Genomic DNA, 16,562 nt, shown 5'->3' on the forward strand with positions numbered 1-16,562 from the left:
CATTCAATCCGCGTCATCCGGCTCCCGTTCCGGACAGTGGCATTCTTCCATGACCATGCCGTCATCGACACTTTCCAGGTGCACATCAAAGCCCCACAAACGATGCACGTGACGAAGCACCTCGTCGGTGTCGTCGCCAAGTGGAACCCGGTCGACGGGAATGTGCCGCAGGGTGAGTGAACGATCCCCCCTGACATCCACGTTCCATACCTGGATATTGGGTTCTCGGTAGCTCAGGTTGTATTGCCGTGCCAGCTTTTCCCGAAGGCTGCGGTAGCCAGGGTCATCGTGGATGGCGGTGATTCTGTAGACGTCTTCCTCGTCATCGTTCTGAATGGCAAAAAGCTTCAGGTCCCTCATTACTTTTGGGGACAGGAACTGCTGGATGAAGCTCTCATCCTTGAAATTCTTCATGGCGAAATGCAGGGTTTCCAGCCAATCAGAACCCGCAAAGTCCGGAAACCATTCCCGATCCTCGTCGGTGGGGTTTTCACAGATCCGACGCAGGTCAGTAAACATCGAAAAACCCAGGGTGTAGGGGTTGATGCCCGAATACCAGGGGCTGTCAAAAGGTGGCTGGTAAACCACAGCCGTATGACTTTGCAGGAACTCCATCATAAAGCCGTCGTTCACAAGGCCCTTGTCGTACATCCGGTGCAGCAGGGTGTAATGCCAGAAAGTGGCCCAACCCTCGTTCATGACCTGGGTCTGGCGCTGCGGGTAGAAGTACTGGCCCAGCTTGCGAACGATACGGATGATTTCCCGTTGCCAGGTCTCCAGCAGTGGTGCGTTCTTCTCGATGAAGTAGAGGATGTTCTCCTGGGGTTCCTCCGGGTAGCGCTTCTTGCGACTCACCGGGTCGTCGTCCTCGCCCAGTTTTGGGATGGTGCGCCAAAGATCGTTGAGCCGGCGCTGTTGGTATTCCTCACGCTCTTTTTGCCGGCGCAGTTCCTCGGCGGCGGAGATCGGCGCGGGGCGCTTGTAGCGGTCAACGCCGTAGTTCATCAGGGCGTGGCAGGAATCCAGGATTTCTTCAACCGCATCAAGGCCGTAACGCTCCTCGCATTCCGCCACGTAGTTGCGGGCAAACACCAGGTAGTCAATGATGGCGCTGGCGTCGGTCCAGGTTCGGAACAGGTAGTTGCCCTTGAAGAACGAGTTGTGGCCATAGGAAGCGTGGGCAATGACCAGTGCCTGCATGGGCAGGGTGTTCTCCTCCATCAAGTAGGCAATGCAGGGGTCTGAGTTGATCACGATCTCGTAGGCAAGACCCATCTGCCCCCGCTGATACCCTTTCGAGGTAGACAGGAACTGCTTGCCGAAGGACCAGTGGTGGTACCCCACGGGCATGCCGACCGAGCTGTAGGCGTCCATCATCTGTTCGGCGCTGATCACCTCTACCTGGTTGGGGTAGGTGTCGAGGCCGAACTCTGCCGCGCATTTGGCGATTTCCTCGTCGTATTTCTCGATCAGCGGGAAGGTCCACTCAGAACTGGTGGATATGGGTTCCCGGGTTTTCGGCTCGTTGGGTCTGTCGATGGTGTCGGTCATGCGGCTTTCCTCTCGAACAGCTGACGGAAGACCGGATAGATTTCACCGGGATCGGCGATCTGCTGCAGCGCGAAGCTCTGCGGGAACCGCTCCTGGATCTTCTCGTATTCGTACCAAAGCATCTGGTGATCCTGGGGCGTGATCTCCACATAGGCGTAGTACTGGACCAGTGGCAGGATGCTATCGGCCAGTAACTTGCTGCAGATAGGAGAGTCATCGTTCCAGTTGTCACCGTCTGAAGCCTGGGCGGCATAGATGTTCCATTCCGCCGGAGAATACCGGGACTCGATGATCTTATGCATCAGCTTGAGGGCGCTGGAGACAATCGTGCCGCCGGTTTCCCGTGAGTAGAAGAACTCTTCCTCGTCCACTTCCTTGGCGCTGGTGTGGTGGCGGATGAAGACCACTTCGATCTTCTTGTAGTTCTTCTTCAGGAACAGATACAGCAGAATAAAGAAGCGTTTGGCGATGTCCTTGTGCATCTGGGTCATCGACCCGGACACATCCATCAGGCAGAACATCACGGCGCTGGTGGCCGGTTGTGGCTTCTTGATGTGCTGGCGGTAACGCAAGTCAATCTCGTCAATGAACGGGATGCGCCGGACATTGGCCTTTAGATCGGCAATTTCATCCTCCAGGGCTTTGATCTGGTCCTCGTGGCTGAACGCCGGGTCCAGATCCTCCGGTGCACTTCTTAGTGCAGCCAGCTCTTCCTCCATTCGGCGTATTTTCTTACGGCGTGCACCGCCGAGCCCAAGGCGGCGGGCATGGGCGCCTCGTAACGAACGAACCACGTCCAGCTTGGCGGGAATGCCCTGGGTTGAAAAACCGGAGCGAACGTATTTGAACGCCTCGGTGTCTTTCAGCTTTTTACGGGCGAGATTAGGCAGCTCCAGATCATCAAACAGAAAGTCGAGGAACTCTTCCTGGGTGATCTGGAAGGCAAACTCATCCATGCCTTCGCCGTCCGGGCTGGCCTGACCCTGTCCCTGGCCTCCGCCGCCACCTCCCGGAGGCTTGGGCACAGTGTCACCGGTTACGAACTCCTTGTTGCCCGGATGCACCATCTCCCGTTTGCCGCCCTGGCCATGGTGGAAAATCGGTTCGTCAGTATCCCGGGAAGGAATACTGACGTTCTCGCCACGCTCAATATCCGTAATGGAGCGCCGGTGAACCGCGTCCGCCACTGCCTTCTTGATGTGATGGCGGTAACGGCGCAGGAAACGTTCCCGGTTTACCGCGCTCTTGTTTTTGCCGTTCAGTCGCCGGTCGACTACGTGGGTCATACCCATAGTTTCACTCCAGTTCAGCGTATGAAGGCTGACTTATTGAGACTTACGAACCCGCAGGTACCATTCCGCAAGGAGACGGACCTGTTTCTCCGTGTAGCCTCGATCGACCATACGTTCGACGAACTGCTTGTGCTTGTTCTGATCCTCCTGGCTGGCCTTCGGATTGAAGGAAATAACCGGCAGCAGGTCCTCGGTATTGGAGAACATTTTCTTCTCGATCACGCTGCGCAGTTTTTCGTAGCTGAGCCAGGACGGGTTGCGACCCTGGTTGTTCGCCCGTGCCCGCAACACGAAATTGACCACCTCGTTGCGGAAGTCTTTCGGGTTACTGATGCCGGCAGGCTTCTCGATTTTCTCCAGTTCGTCGTTAATGGACGAGCGGTCGAGAATTTCCCCGGTTTCCGGATCACGGTATTCCTGATCCTGAATCCAGAAGTCGGCATAGGTGACGTAGCGATCGAACAGGTTCTGGCCGTATTCGCTGTAGCTTTCGAGGTAAGCCGTCTGGATTTCCTTGCCAATAAACTCAACGTAGTGAGGCGCCAGGAACTCCTTGATAAACCGCAGGTAGCGGTCGTGGGTTTCGGCCTGGAATTGCTCCTGCTCGATCTGTTTTTCCAGCACATAGAGCAGATGCACCGGGTTAGCCGCCACCTCTGTGGTGTCAAAGTTGAACACCTTGGACAGAATCTTGAACGCGAAACGAGTGGACAGTCCGTCCATGCCCTCATTCACGCCGGCTGAATCGCGATATTCCTGGATCGACTTGGCTTTGGGGTCGGTATCCTTGATGTTCTGGCCATCGTAGACCCGCATCTTGGAAAAGATGCTGGAGTTTTCTGGCTCCTTGACGCGCGACAGGATGGAGAACTGCGCCAGCATATCCAGGGTGTCCGGTGCGCAGGGGGCGCCGGAGAGAGAGCTGTCGCGCAGCAATTTGCGATAGATATCAATCTCTTCCGTCACCCGCAGGCAGTAGGGCACCTTGACGATGTATACCCGGTCAAGGAAGGCCTCGTTATGCTTGTTGTTGCGGAAAGTCTGCCACTCGGACTCGTTGGAGTGGGCCAGGATAATACCGTCGAACGGCACGGAGCCCATGCCTTCAGTGGTGTTGTAGTTGCCTTCCTGGGTGGCGGTGAGCAACGGATGCAGCACCTTGATAGGCGCCTTGAACATTTCCACGAATTCCATCAGGCCCTGGTTGGCCTTGCACAGGCCGCCGCTGAAGCTGTAGGCGTCCGGGTCATCCTGGGAAAAGTCTTCCAGCATGCGGATATTCACCTTGCCTACGAGGGCGGAAATGTCCTGGTTATTGTCATCACCGGGCTCGGTCTTGGATACACCCACCTGGTCCAGTACCGACGGATACATCTTGACCACACGGAACTGACTGATGTCGCCGCCATACTCATGCAGGCGTTTTACCGCCCAGGGTGACATGATGGACTTGAGGTAGCGGGGCGGGATACCGTATTCCTCTTCCAGAATACTCGCATCCTCGGCGGGATCGAACAGGCCTAGTGGCGACTCGTTGACCGGTGAGCCCTTGATCGCATAGAAGGGCACTTTCTGCATCAGTGACTTGAGTTTTTCAGCGAGCGAGGACTTGCCGCCACCGACGGGGCCAAGCAGGTAGAGGATCTGTTTTTTCTCTTCCAGGCCCTGGGCAGCGTGGCGGAAGAAGGAGACGATGTTTTCCACGGCCTCTTCCATGCCATAGAACTCGGAGAATTCCGGGTAACGCTTGATCACCTTGTTGGAAAAGATACGTGACAGCCGGGAGTCACGGGATGTGTCGATATGTTCCGGCTCGCCAATGGCCAGTAACATCCTTTCTGCGGCAGTGGCGTATGCCGCCGGGTCCTTTTTGCAGATCTCCAGGTATTCCTCAAGAGTGTATTCTTCCTCCTGAGTTGCTTCATACCGGTCTTTGAAATGCTGCATTATGCTCATAGATGGCCCCTCGCTTGCTTTCTTGCCATGAAAAGACAGCTTTTAGTTCACACAATATCCCCGTTGCTGTTGGGTCCGCCGCTCCAGGCGGTCGTTATGGTTATGGGTGGAAGTATAGGGAGTAACAGACCGATTTGCGCTGACGCGTTTATGTCGGTCTTGTTACTGTGAGCTTAGTTCAAGCTTCGGGACTTGGACAGGAGTAAAAGCGTTAAGGTTCATTAAATTGTGTATCAGCGCTTTCTGAGACGGAACACGCTTTCCGTCGCGCCAGCAAGGCCTTTACGCTTGGTAAAAGGGTGATCCTTTGCCAATGTATTGGTGAGTATGTGTTCGATCTCGTAATCAGCGGAGTATAGTTTCTGTACTTCTTCGTCACTGACATTGAACGGTGGGCCCTTGATGTCGGTGTCGTAGTCCAGAGTGATCAAAAGTATGTGGGTGCCATCCGGAATCACGGCGGTCAGGTGGTCGACATAATCCTGGCGCATGTGGGGTGGCAGCGCGATCAGGGCGGCACGGTCGTACACCAGCCGGATGTGCTTCAGGTCCTCCGGCACCAATTGGAAAAAATCGCCGCACCAAAGCTGCAGATCGTCGTGGGCAAATTTGGTGAAAGGCTCACCCGGGTGAACCTTCGCTTTCTCCTGGCCCTCTTCGAAAAAGTCCTTGCAGGCAACGTCACTCAATTCCACGCCGAGGACAGCATGGCCGCGGTCATGGAGCCACCACATGTCATGGGCCTTGCCGCACAAGGGAACAAGCACGGCACTGGTGCCATTGCCGGCGAACTCTGGCCAGTGGTCATGGAGGTACTGATTAACGGTGCCTTCGTGGAAGCCGATTTCTTTCTTGGCCCAGCGTTCATGCCAGAACTGATGTTCCATGAGTGTTCCCCTTTTCGCCAATTGGAGGTTTAGCTCAGTCTAACTTAATCTGGGGCTCTGTTGGTCGGCCAAAAACTTCACGAATAAGGAACGACGAATGAAAGCCGTATTTCTGGACGCAGACACACTGGGCAACGATGTGGATCTCTCGCCGATTGAGGCAATGACCGGGGAGATGGTCAAACATCCGCGGACGTCCCCCGAGCAAGTGCAGGAACGCATACGGGGATTCGACACGGTGTTGGTTAATAAGGTTGTGCTGTCGCGGGAGCACTTCGAAGCCTGCCCGGAGCTGAAGACGGTTGCAGTGGTGGCGACGGGGCTGAACAACATTGATAAGGAGGCAGCGAAAGACCACAACGTAACGGTGATGAACGTGACCAACTACGGCCGCTCCACCGTGGCGCAGCATACCATGGCGTTGATTCTCGCGCTGGCCACGCGTTTGGTGGATTACGACAAGGACGTGCGGGCCGGGCGTTGGGGACAAAGCTCGATGTTCTGTCTGATGGATCACCCCATCATGGAACTGGAAGGGCGCACGCTGGGGGTCTTTGGCTATGGCGACCTGGGGCGAGGTGTTGTTGAGCGCGCAAAGGCATTCGGTATGAATATTCTGCTTGGCGCAAGACCGGGCCAGACGGCTGGCGAGGTGGACGGTTACCCCCGGATGCCCATGGATGAGCTGCTGCCAAAGGTGGATGTGCTGTCGCTTCATTGCCTGCTGACGGATGACACCCGGAATATGATAGGCGCCAGTGAACTGAAGATGATGAAAAAGGAGGCGCTACTGATCAACACCAGCCGTGGCGGCCTGGTGGATGAGCAGGCACTGGCCGATGCCCTGCGAGCCGGGACCATTGGCGGTGCCGGTTTTGATGTGCTGACGGAGGAGCCACCCCGCCATGGCAACCCGCTGCTGGCGGATGATATCCCGAACCTGATTGTGACGCCGCATTCGGCCTGGGCGAGTCGGGAAGCGCGGCAACGAATCGTCGACATTACGGCACGTAACCTCTCTTCGCTGGTCTGATTTCCTGACGGTTGTCCCGGGTACGCCCCCTGACTCCCCCCTGAAAAGTTCGCAGCCGTATGACGCGGCTGCGGTTCCTACCTGCCTAAACTCCCTGTGAAATGCCCCCGATAGGGGCATGCGTTTCACCAACGCTCAAACAATAACAAACAGGGCGATACCTATGATCAGACCCCTCCTGGCTCTTGTGCTTTCCTGTGTTTTCTTTTCCGCGCCGGCGTTCTCTTTTGAACGCGGTGAACTGCTTATCTGGATCAACTCCGACAAGGGGTATGAAGGACTGGCTGAGGTTGGCCGGCGCTTCGAGGCCGAAACGGGTATTCCGGTGACCGTGGAGACGCCGGACGATCTTACCTCCGAGTACGATCATTACGGTTATTCCTCCAAGGCACCCGATATCGTGATCTGGCCCCATGATCGTTTTGGAAGCTGGATAAACGAGGGCCACTTGCGACCCATTGAGCCATCCGGGCAGGTGCGCGAGGCCATTGCGCCCTTCGCCTGGCAGGCAGTTTCCGTGGGCGATCGGGTGTATGGCTACCCGATTGCCATGGAAGTAGTCAGTCTGCTCTACAACAAGGACCTGATTTCAGAACCGCCCACCACCCTGAAGGGCGTGGAAGCTGAGCATCAACGGCTGAGCGCACAGGGTATCGAGGCCATCTCCTGGGATTACAGGAATGTGTATTTCTCCTGGCCCGTATTCGCCGGATCTGGTGGCTATAGCTTTGGTGTGGCAAACCGGGTCTACGACCTTTCCGATGTTGGTGTGGATACAGATGGCGCTGTTGGTGCCGTGGCAGGCATAAAAGACTTGCTGGATTCCGGTGTGCTGTCGGCAGGCGCGGATTACGGCACCATGATGACCGGATTCAAAACTGGCCAGACAGCGATGATCATCAACGGTCCCTGGGCCTGGAGCGAGATACGGGACGCCGGTATCAACGTGGGCATTGCCGACGTGCCCACTGTCAGCGGTGAACCTGGAAAACCCTTTGTGGGCGTATTGGCCGCGGGGATCAGCGCGGTGTCCACCAACCACGAACTGGCACGTCAGTTCATGGAGGACTATCTGCTGACGGAGTCAGGCCTTCACGCCGTCAATGATGACAAGCCCCTGGGAGCCGTTGCTCATCTGGATGTGGTGAAAACCCTCAGCGAAGACCCGTTTATCGACCATACCTTCCGTTCCGCCAGTCGTGGGGAAATCATGCCCAACATTCCTGAGATGAAACGCTTCTGGGATTTGATGACCATCCGCTTTGACGGCATGCTGGCCGATGATTACCCCATAGCGTCCACACTCAAAGAGGCCGCAGGCCGGCTTGAGCGGCTGGATGACATGCGAGGCTGGACGCGTCGGCACTATGTGACCAATTGACCGGTTTCAGTGGATGGTAACGTGTTACTGAATCGAAACCGCTAGTAAAAGCCACACAATACGCCATACTTTGTTGTGATTTGGTATCTGACTGATAATCTGTGCAAAACACTGGCAAACAGGACGTTGTGTGGCTTCATTCCAATTCAAAGATCGGCTTCAGTCTGCGGAAACCTGGATTCTCGCCAACCCCAATCCACCGCAACACTGGCCATGGACCTGGCTATATAAAACCGGGCGAACGGCGTATGCGCTGGTGCGAGACGTCGTCAGTGGCAACCTGACGCTTCACGCCATGAGCCTGGTGTATACCACCCTGCTCAGTATTGTGCCGTTGCTGGCGCTGAGCTTTTCAGTGCTCAAGGCGCTGGGCGTGCACCAGCGTATGGAGCCCTTCCTGTTCAAGTTCTTTCGGCCCATGGGCCCGCAGGGCGTCGAGATTGCCGAGCAGATTCTGGGCTTTGTGGATAACATGAAAGTGGGCGTGCTCGGCTCCGTAGGCCTGGCACTACTGGTTTATACCGTGGTGTCACTGGTGCAGAAGATCGAGCGTTCTTTCAATATGATCTGGCGCGTGCCGGACATGCGTTCAATGGCCCAGCGCTTCAGCAACTATCTCAGCGTTATCATGGTAGGGCCGTTGTTGATGGTGTCGGCGATCGGTATCAGTGCCACCATTTTCTCGTCGGCGTTCGTACAGGCACTGATGGAAATCGAACCGCTCGGTTCCATGATTGTCTTCGCCACCCGTTTCACCCCGTTCATGTTAGTGGTTGGGGCATTCACCTTCGTGTACGTGTTTATTCCCAACACCCGAGTGAAGTTGCGCTATGCGTTCATCGGTGGCCTGGTGGCAGGCATATCCTGGCAGGCGGCGGGTATGTTGTTTGCGTCGTTTGTCGCCGGTTCCGCCAAGTACGCTGCCATCTATTCCAGTTTCGCCATCGGCATCATCCTGTTGATCTGGGTGTACCTCAACTGGATGATTCTGCTTCTGGGGTCCAGCATTGCCTTCTATCTCCAGAACCCGGGCTCGGTGGCCAAACGCCGCCAGGTACGGTTGTCGCCGGAACTTCTGGAAAAAACCGGGCTGGCGTTGATGTGGCTGGTGGCAAAACCCTTCAGCGAAGGTCGGCCAGCGCCCCAGCAGGAAGCGGTTGAGCAGCAACTCAGGGTGCCGGGGGAGGTGACCCGTGGTATCAGTGACAAGCTGATCCGTGCCCAACTGCTGACATTGGCCGGCCGCAACGGCGATTGCCTGGCCCCGGGCCAGTCCCTGGAGAGGATCACTGTTGGCAACGTGCTGGAAGCCATACGTCATGATGAGGATCGGGTAGCTGACCGTTTACCCTATGCCGTGCCGAGCCATCTGATGGAACGCCCTCCGGAACACGAATCGGTGTCCTTCGCCGAACTGCTGAAGCAGGAAGGGGGGTACGGAGAAAAAAACTAGGTGCGGGTTTTTGCACCGGCCTCAAGGGTATCGAGGATCACCTTGCGCACCCGTGTAAACTGTTCCCTCGAGATGTGAGTAATCCGCAATACGTCGTCTTCCGGCATGTTGCGCTGGTGGGCATGGCGTAACACCTCCCGGGTGCCGATAATGATGCCGTCGTTCAGCGGGGTATGAAGCTGCCTCGGAGCCGGTCGTTCCGCGGCCAGAAGCTGGGCATGGTATTTAGGCGGCAGGTTCCATTCATTGGCCAGCAATTGCGATGTGGCCCATTGGTGGCGGGAAAGGGCGATATGGATCAGCGAGGGTGGCGGTTCCACCATTCCAGATTCCGTTCTGCAGACGCGCTGCAACTCCCTTCGTAGCGTGATGTAGGACAACGCTGGCAGCAAGCCCGCCATGAAATAGACGCTGCTATCCTGGCCCTGAATCTTGGCAATCAGTTCCGCACTGCGGGCACAGGTGAGCCCCCAACGCCATACCCGTTGTGCGAAGAGAGCTTCTCGACTGTTCCGTGCCGCCATCATCGGCCGCATGATGGCGGCGGAAACGACGTTGCGAATACCGTCCATGCCCAGAACAAAGACCGCTTGGTCCACCGAGTCGATGGACTGGTCGCCTGTGCGAAAGTAAGGGCTGTTGGCAATCTGTAGCAGCTGGTCGGTCAACGCGGGGTCATTGAGAATGATCTCCGTCAGCTGGTGGCGGCCTGTGTTGGCATCGGAGAGTGCCCGCATCAGCATCGGCAGCGTCATGGGTTGGCGCGGTAACTCGTCCAGTTCACCATTGGCGATTCGCCAGCGCAGTTTTTCCAGAACCTCATCCCATTGCCCGGCCTCTGATCGCAGCGCGACGGGAGGCGAGTCAAGGAGCCAGCAAAAAAGGTACTTTTCCAACTGGTCAATCAGAGCCGGGTCTATGTCCGGGCTGTCGTCTGGTGCAACAACCGGGTTGAGCAGGCGGGGTTCAGGTGCTGTTTTGGTTGCGTTTGTTGGTTTGTCGGACGAGAAAAGTCCTGAAATCCAGGAAAAAAAGCCTGGCATCCGATGCCTCCGGGAAAAGAATAGTCGCCGGGAAATACATGCCCGTACGCTACGAGTATAGAATGAGCTGGCGGCTATGCCCAGTGCTAAGCGCTATAACCGCAAGCTTTATGGCGCTGAGGCATCAGAAAACGGAGCCACCGAAGACGAACACCAGTTGGCAGATACCGGCGGCGAAGCCCAGGAAGGCGCCCACCAATATCAGTTTGATTTCGTCCTCCTGGAAGCAGGGCCGGAGGAGGTCCTGGAATTCCTCAGACGAGAGGGCAATCATGCGTTCAACCATGATGCTTTCAACGGCCCTTGCCCGGTCGGTTTCGAACACCGGATTGTTGAAGGAGGTTTGCGATATTTCGATGGCTTTCTTGCCGACCTGGTTCTTCAAGGTCGCAAAGCCTGTTGGTCCAAACGCAACCTGAGTCAGTGCCTTGCCCATGCCGGTGGTTTCGTCCACCAGGGGTTTAATGTGCTTTTTGACCATGTTGCGGGCCCGGTCGCCCTTCGGGCCTTCCAGTATGGCGTTGATGATGTTGCCAACGGTGAGAATTTCGTGGGTAACGATGTGGCAGAAGGATTCGGCGACTTCCTGCTGGCGTTTGAGGAACAGCCCCTGGAATCGGACAGGACCAACTTTCTTTTCATGCAGCGGGCGAAAAATTACGTTTAGTGCAATCCAGTTGGTGGCCCAGCCCACCATCAGCCCGAAGAAAGGCAGTACCCACCAGCTTTGGTAGAAATACCAGACGGTCATCTGAACCAGGCCGAACAGGAAGCCGAAGTAGAAGCCGGAGTTGATGATAAAGCGGAACTCCACTTCCCCGCACTCGATGAAAATCCGGTTCAGCAGGCGTTTGTCCTTGGCCAGGCGTTCGATGACCATGCTTTTGATGTCGAGCAGGTCTTCGATGTTGTCGGAAACGTCACCGACCAGGTTGTCTACCAGTTGTGGGGTAGATTTACGTACCCGGTCATAGACCATGTTCCTGGCGGAGGAGGGCAGGTTTTCCCAAAAGGTGGGGTATTCCCTGAGCATGAGTTCGTCGACGTATTCTTCGGTGCGGGGTTCGACGGTGTAGATGATATGGGCGGCGAGTACCTGAGGGTCGATCTGCTGGAATATTTCCCGCACGGTGCCGATTTTGGAGATGGTGGCGTCGACGCTGATGGCGGCCATCTTTCGCGCCTTTGAGGGGATAATGCCCTGCCAGCCCAATAACGGAGGCTTGCCGACGAATTCCAGCGGGTAGAAGGTCATTTTGATGGCCAGCCAGTTGGTGGTCCAGCCAATCAGGGCGGCAATGACGGGGATACTGAGGTATTGCCAGAATTCTGGGGTACTTAGCAGGCTTGTCATCTGGTGTTCGCTTTTTGGGTTCTGGAGTTTGCTGCATTACGGGGAGGCCTTTCCAAAACACGCTCCTTGCGGCACATCCCTGTGGCGCTTGGGCTCCGCCATCCATGGCTACGCACAGTTTTGGAAAGGCCTCCCCGTAATGCAGCCCCGACTACAGAGCTATCCTCAATAGACTTATCACTCGACAGGGATAATGTTGTTGGGGGCCGGCTCTGTCAATGACTTGCGCGCCAGATTGAGATGGCGGCACAGTCGGTAGGCTCAACCGCCGATATCACCCCACAACCACTGACATAGTGCCATGGCGGCAACCGGGGCGGTTTCGGTTCGTAGAACGCGGGGGCCCAGGGCAACGGGCAGGAAGCCGGCGGTTTCGGCAGCGGTAATTTCGTCCGGGCTGAGGCCGCCTTCGGGGCCGATCATCAGAGCGACGCGGGCGGGCTTGGTCAGGGTGTCCAGGGATTGTTCGGTACGGTGGTGTAGGACCAGGCGCAAATCGCAGTCACCCGAGTTTTCAAACCATTCCGGCAGCGTCATCACTGGCAATATCTCGGGCACCCGGGCGCGGCCACACTGTTCGGCAGCGCTGATGGCGACGGATTGCCAGTGGCGCAGGCGTTTCTCTTCACGGTCGCCTTTGAGTTTGACGTCGCAGCGTTCGGTGGTGAGGGGGGCGATGCGGGTAACGCCCATTTCCACAGCTTTCTGAACGGCGTAGTCCATGCGGTCGCCTTTGGATAGGGTCTGGCCGAGTACGATCTCCAGGTGGGACTCGGTGGCATTGGCGGACGGCGTTCCCACCTCGACCGACACGTGTTTCTTCCCGGCCTCGGTGATGGTGGCGAGGTAGTCGTTGCCGTCGCCGTTAAACAGCAGCAATTCCTGGCCGGGCTGCATGCGCAGCACACGGCCGACGTGTTGCGCAGCATTGTCGTCCAGGCCGGCCGTGGCGCCTTCACTCAGGGGTGAGTCGGTATAGATGCGGGGGATGCGCATGGTGTTTGTCAGTCCCGTACGGCGATTTCGATGCCTTCTGTGGCCACTTGGGCCAGGTGGCGGATCTGTTCTTCGGTGATCACGTAAGGGGGCATAAAGTAGACCACGTTACCCAGTGGGCGCAACAGCGACTGGCGGGTGAGGGCATGCTGGTATACGCGAATGCCGCGCCGCTCCTGCCAGGGGAAGGGCTCTTTGGTGGTCTTGTTCTTTACCATTTCCACCGCCAGGGTCATGCCGTGTTGGCGGATGTCGCCGACGTTGGGGTGGTCCGCCAGATGCGCGACGGAGTCTGCCATACAGGTGCTCAGGCGTTTGTTGTTTTCGATGACGTTGTCATCGCGGAAGATGTCCAGGGTGGCCAGGGCAACGGCGCAGCCGATGGGATTGCCGGTATAGCTGTGGCTGTGCAGGAAGGCTTTCAGGGTTTCGTAATCGTCGTAGAAGGCGTTGTAGACGGTGTCTGTGGTCAACACCACCGACAGTGGCAGGTAGCCGGCAGTCAGGCCCTTCGACAGGCACATGAAGTCCGGAGTGATGCCGGACTGCTCGCAAGCGAACAGGGTGCCGGTGCGGCCGAAGCCAACGGCAATTTCGTCGGCGATCAGGTGCACGCCATATTTGTCACAGGCTTCGCGCAGTTTGGTGTGGTAAATCGGGTGGTGCATGCGCATGCCTCCGGCGCATTGTATCAGGGGCTCCACCACCACGGCGCAGATTTCCTCGTGCTTTTCGGCCAGAAGTGCGTCCATGGCCTCAAACTGACGCAGCGCGTATTCCTCGTCGGTTTCGCCGGGCTCCTTATTGAATGCATCCGGGGAGGGTGCCGTCAGCACTTCCATCAATAACGGTTGATAGGTGTCCTTGTAGAGCGCCACATCACCCAGCGCCAGGGCGCCCAGTGTTTCCCCATGGTAGCTGTTGCTCAGGTTGACGAAGTTCTTCTTGCCGGGTTTGCCGTGGTTCTTCCAGTAGTGGAAGCTCATCTTGAGCGCTGCTTCAATCGCAGACGAACCGTTGTCTGCGTAGAAGCACTTGTTGAGGCCTTCAGGAGTCACTTCAATCAGTCGTTCGGACAGGCTGACCACCGGCTCGTGGGTAAACCCCGCCAGGATCACATGTTCCAACTGACCAATCTGCTCCTGAATGGCGGCGTTGATTCGCGGATTCGCATGGCCGAACAGGTTGACCCACCAGGAGCTCACGGCGTCGATGTAGCGGTTGCTCTCGAAGTCCTCCAGCCAGACCCCTTCGCCCCGTTTGATTGGCACCAGGGGCAAGGTGCCTTCGTGGTCTTTCATTTGGGTGCAGGGATGCCATACGGATTTGAGGCCGCGGGCGACGAGGTCAGCGTTGCGCATGATAAATCTCCGTCAGACGGTGGGGTTCTGTCAGGTTCCAACAAAAGGTCGGCTGTTAACCAGTGCGAATATTACAGTTAACAGCGCCTGCTGACCACTATGCCATCCGCCGGTGACCGGCGGGCCAATGTGTGAACGAAACTCACCGCACACAATCAGGCCATTCTTTTACGGAGGCCTTTATGGAACTGGAATTGAGACATTCATACGATGCTGGCCTGGAACGGGTGCTGGGTTCGTTTTTCGACGAGGCCCATATCCAGGAGAAAAACCAGCGATTGGGTTCGCGCAATGTGCGCATACCGGAGCTGACTCGCGACGACTTGTCCGCAAAGGTGGTGGTGGAGCGGGAAATGATGGCTTCCACCGAAGTGCCCGGCATCCTCGCCAGTTTTCACAAGGAATGGAATCGCGTACGCCAGGAAGAACACTGGTTCCGCAAGGACGACGGTGAATGGCACTGCGAGTTCCGGGTGAAGATCGAAGGCGTGCCGGCGAAGATCAAGGGCAACATGCGCCTGCAAGGCACCGAACAGGCCTGCATCAACTACGTCACGCTTAACGTCTGGTGCGAAGTGCCGCTGCTGGGCAGGAAGATTGCGCGGTTTCTGGCGGATGATTCCCATACCAAGATTGAGAAGGAGTACAGGGTCACCCGCCAGTTGTTGTGAGGTTATCGTAAACGTTATCTGCGATCCGGTCCGCCAAAATAGCGACCAAGCTGCAGGCCCAGATAGCGCGCGTCCCGATCATAACTGTCCAGTTCGGCTCGAATGAACCAGGCTGATTCGAGCGGTCGGTATTGCACCCCGACACCCAGTGAAAACTGCAGTGTCGATTGCTCGTCGTAACCGATTCTGTCGTCGCTGGCGCTGTTCTGAATCAATGATGCACCCGCTTTGACGAAGGCATTGAACCGATGGCCGGGCTCCCGAAACCAGTAACCGGCCATGAGCGACGGAACCTGGTAGTCGATATGGGCGTCAGGTGTCACCCGCTCCAGTGCAGGGTTGCGGTTGCCGAGACCGGCCTCCCCTAGATCGCTGTAGGACAGTTCCCAGAACCAGTGGGGCGCGAAGTGATGGCCAACCGCTACCTTCCAACCCCAATCAGAGTCGTCGTTGGTACGCCAGCCATTGCTTTCGCCTTCCGGATCTATATGGGTAAGCCCGAGCCCAAGGTTGCCATAAAAACAATCCGAGAACTGTACGTCCTCTTCACCATCGTCATCCGTAACGATTTCATGGCTTGAAGACAGCTGGTATCCGCACTGACCCGCGTCTGCCTGGGAAAGGCCGGGCAGACTGAAGGCCACTGCTGCTGCCAGCAGTGGAAGTGCGTGTCTGTATCCAGAGCGGCGGACCAGCACGAGTGCAAGCAGAGCGGTCAACATCCAGACACCAACGCCTCCGACTCCCCTGACCGCTGTTTCCAATTCGCCGCTATTGTCGAGACGATCAATCTGACCATCACCATCGAAGTCACCTCCTTCAAGGTCATCATTATAACCATCTCCATCGGAGTCAATGTCACGGTAGTCTTCACGTCCGTCGCCGTCAAAATCAATGGGAGACCAGCGACGGGAAGTGTTGCCGTTGATTCCCAGCAGATCCACCATGCCATCGCCGTTACTGTCTACCTGACGGATATCGACGCCTTTGTCAGCTGCTTCCACCAGGTCAACAATGCCGTCGTTGTCCGAATCGAGATCCTGGAAGTCGGCTACGCCATCGGAATCTGAATCGATGGGCAGGAAATCCACGGCAACACCATCGTCCAGACCATTCAGGTCAGCGTCGAGGAACAGGTCAATATAGGTGTCGGAGTCTGAATCCAGACGCCCTTGGTTGGCTTCAAGAACATCGCTGATGCCATCATTATCGCTGTCCGGGTCAAGGCTGTCCGGCAGATTATCGCCGTCGGTATCGATGAGACCGCTACCTTCTGCCACGTCAGGAATGCCATCGTTGTCGTCGTCCAGGTCAGCACGGTTGTTGATCCCATCCAGATCGTAGTCTTCCAGCGAGCCGAACCCGAAGTCGCTTTCGTCGACGATGTCGGCGATACCGTCACCATCCCGGTCAGCGGTATCGTCGACCAGGCCATCATTGTCAGCGTCGACAGTGGCGGCGTCATCGCGATTGCTGACATCGAAGGGACCGCTGCCGTCGTTGGCCGGGTTCGAGCTCTCGATGTCACGGTAGTTCGGCAGCGCATCGGTGTCGTCGTCGGCAGGGTTAAACAGTGTGCCTTGG

General features: G+C 56.9%; 13 protein-coding genes. 4 read left to right on the plus strand and 9 right to left on the minus strand.

Going from position 1 to position 16,562, the window contains the following annotated elements; translation table 11 throughout:
* Positions 1-3: 3 nt before the first annotated feature.
* The 4 genes from AC13D2_RS10770 to tmpT all read right to left on the minus strand — a co-directional run bounded on the left by AC13D2_RS10770 (position 4) and on the right by tmpT (position 5,686).
* Positions 4-1,551, minus strand: coding sequence for a SpoVR family protein (locus AC13D2_RS10770; protein WP_482938583.1), 1,548 nt, complete (start codon positions 1,549-1,551; stop codon positions 4-6).
* Entirely contained in the window at positions 1,548-2,837 is a 1,290-nt protein-coding gene (locus AC13D2_RS10775) for a YeaH/YhbH family protein (RefSeq protein WP_208855183.1), read from the minus strand. The genes AC13D2_RS10770 and AC13D2_RS10775 overlap by 4 nt, the downstream gene beginning before the upstream one ends.
* Before the next feature lie 39 nt (positions 2,838-2,876).
* On the minus strand, positions 2,877-4,799 hold the full coding sequence (locus AC13D2_RS10780; RefSeq protein WP_273063988.1) for a PrkA family serine protein kinase: 1,923 nt from the start codon (positions 4,797-4,799) through the stop codon (positions 2,877-2,879).
* 233 nt (positions 4,800-5,032) lie between these two features.
* Positions 5,033-5,686 (minus strand): thiopurine S-methyltransferase, encoded by a 654-nt coding sequence (tmpT, locus tag AC13D2_RS10785; RefSeq protein ID WP_420389405.1) that lies wholly within the window; start codon positions 5,684-5,686, stop codon positions 5,033-5,035.
* Positions 5,687-5,783: 97 nt separating this feature from the next.
* On the opposite strand from tmpT, the gene AC13D2_RS10790 reads away from it, so the two are divergent.
* From AC13D2_RS10790 to AC13D2_RS10800, 3 genes are all read left to right on the plus strand, one after another.
* Positions 5,784-6,719, plus strand: a complete 936-nt coding sequence (locus AC13D2_RS10790) for a D-2-hydroxyacid dehydrogenase (RefSeq protein WP_421911300.1) — start codon at positions 5,784-5,786, stop codon at positions 6,717-6,719.
* A 163-nt stretch (positions 6,720-6,882) separates the two neighbouring features.
* The gene (malE, locus tag AC13D2_RS10795; protein WP_420389403.1) at positions 6,883-8,100 is read left to right on the plus strand and encodes a maltose/maltodextrin ABC transporter substrate-binding protein MalE; all 1,218 of its coding nucleotides are present in this window, start codon (positions 6,883-6,885) and stop codon (positions 8,098-8,100) included.
* Between the two features lie 130 nt (positions 8,101-8,230).
* Positions 8,231-9,553 (plus strand): YihY/virulence factor BrkB family protein, encoded by a 1,323-nt coding sequence (locus AC13D2_RS10800; RefSeq protein ID WP_482938584.1) that lies wholly within the window; start codon positions 8,231-8,233, stop codon positions 9,551-9,553.
* Here the strand turns inward: AC13D2_RS10800 and AC13D2_RS10805 are convergent.
* The 4 genes from AC13D2_RS10805 to AC13D2_RS10820 all read right to left on the minus strand — a co-directional run bounded on the left by AC13D2_RS10805 (position 9,550) and on the right by AC13D2_RS10820 (position 14,307).
* The gene (locus AC13D2_RS10805) at positions 9,550-10,596 is read right to left on the minus strand and encodes an HDOD domain-containing protein (RefSeq protein ID WP_300498983.1); all 1,047 of its coding nucleotides are present in this window, start codon (positions 10,594-10,596) and stop codon (positions 9,550-9,552) included. The two genes, AC13D2_RS10800 and AC13D2_RS10805, sit on opposite strands and share 4 nt — an antisense overlap.
* A gap of 124 nt (positions 10,597-10,720) precedes the next feature.
* Positions 10,721-11,950, minus strand: coding sequence for a DUF445 domain-containing protein (locus tag AC13D2_RS10810; RefSeq protein WP_300498997.1), 1,230 nt, complete (start codon positions 11,948-11,950; stop codon positions 10,721-10,723).
* Positions 11,951-12,211: 261 nt separating this feature from the next.
* Positions 12,212-12,946: a 16S rRNA (uracil(1498)-N(3))-methyltransferase gene (locus AC13D2_RS10815; RefSeq protein WP_482938585.1), complete on the minus strand. Its 735-nt coding sequence runs from the start codon at positions 12,944-12,946 to the stop codon at positions 12,212-12,214.
* A gap of 8 nt (positions 12,947-12,954) precedes the next feature.
* Positions 12,955-14,307 (minus strand): adenosylmethionine--8-amino-7-oxononanoate transaminase, encoded by a 1,353-nt coding sequence (locus AC13D2_RS10820; protein ID WP_420389400.1) that lies wholly within the window; start codon positions 14,305-14,307, stop codon positions 12,955-12,957.
* A 182-nt stretch (positions 14,308-14,489) separates the two neighbouring features.
* Here AC13D2_RS10820 and AC13D2_RS10825 point away from each other — a divergent pair, with 182 nt between their 5' ends.
* Positions 14,490-14,978 (plus strand): DUF2505 domain-containing protein, encoded by a 489-nt coding sequence (locus tag AC13D2_RS10825; RefSeq protein WP_292046580.1) that lies wholly within the window; start codon positions 14,490-14,492, stop codon positions 14,976-14,978.
* 14 nt (positions 14,979-14,992) lie between these two features.
* On the opposite strand, the gene AC13D2_RS10830 is transcribed toward AC13D2_RS10825, so the two are convergent.
* Positions 14,993-16,562, minus strand: a 1,570-nt coding sequence (locus AC13D2_RS10830) for an outer membrane beta-barrel protein (RefSeq protein ID WP_482938586.1), incomplete at its 5' end; no start/stop codon positions are given.

Source organism: Marinobacter sp. B-12 (genome assembly GCF_056857915.1).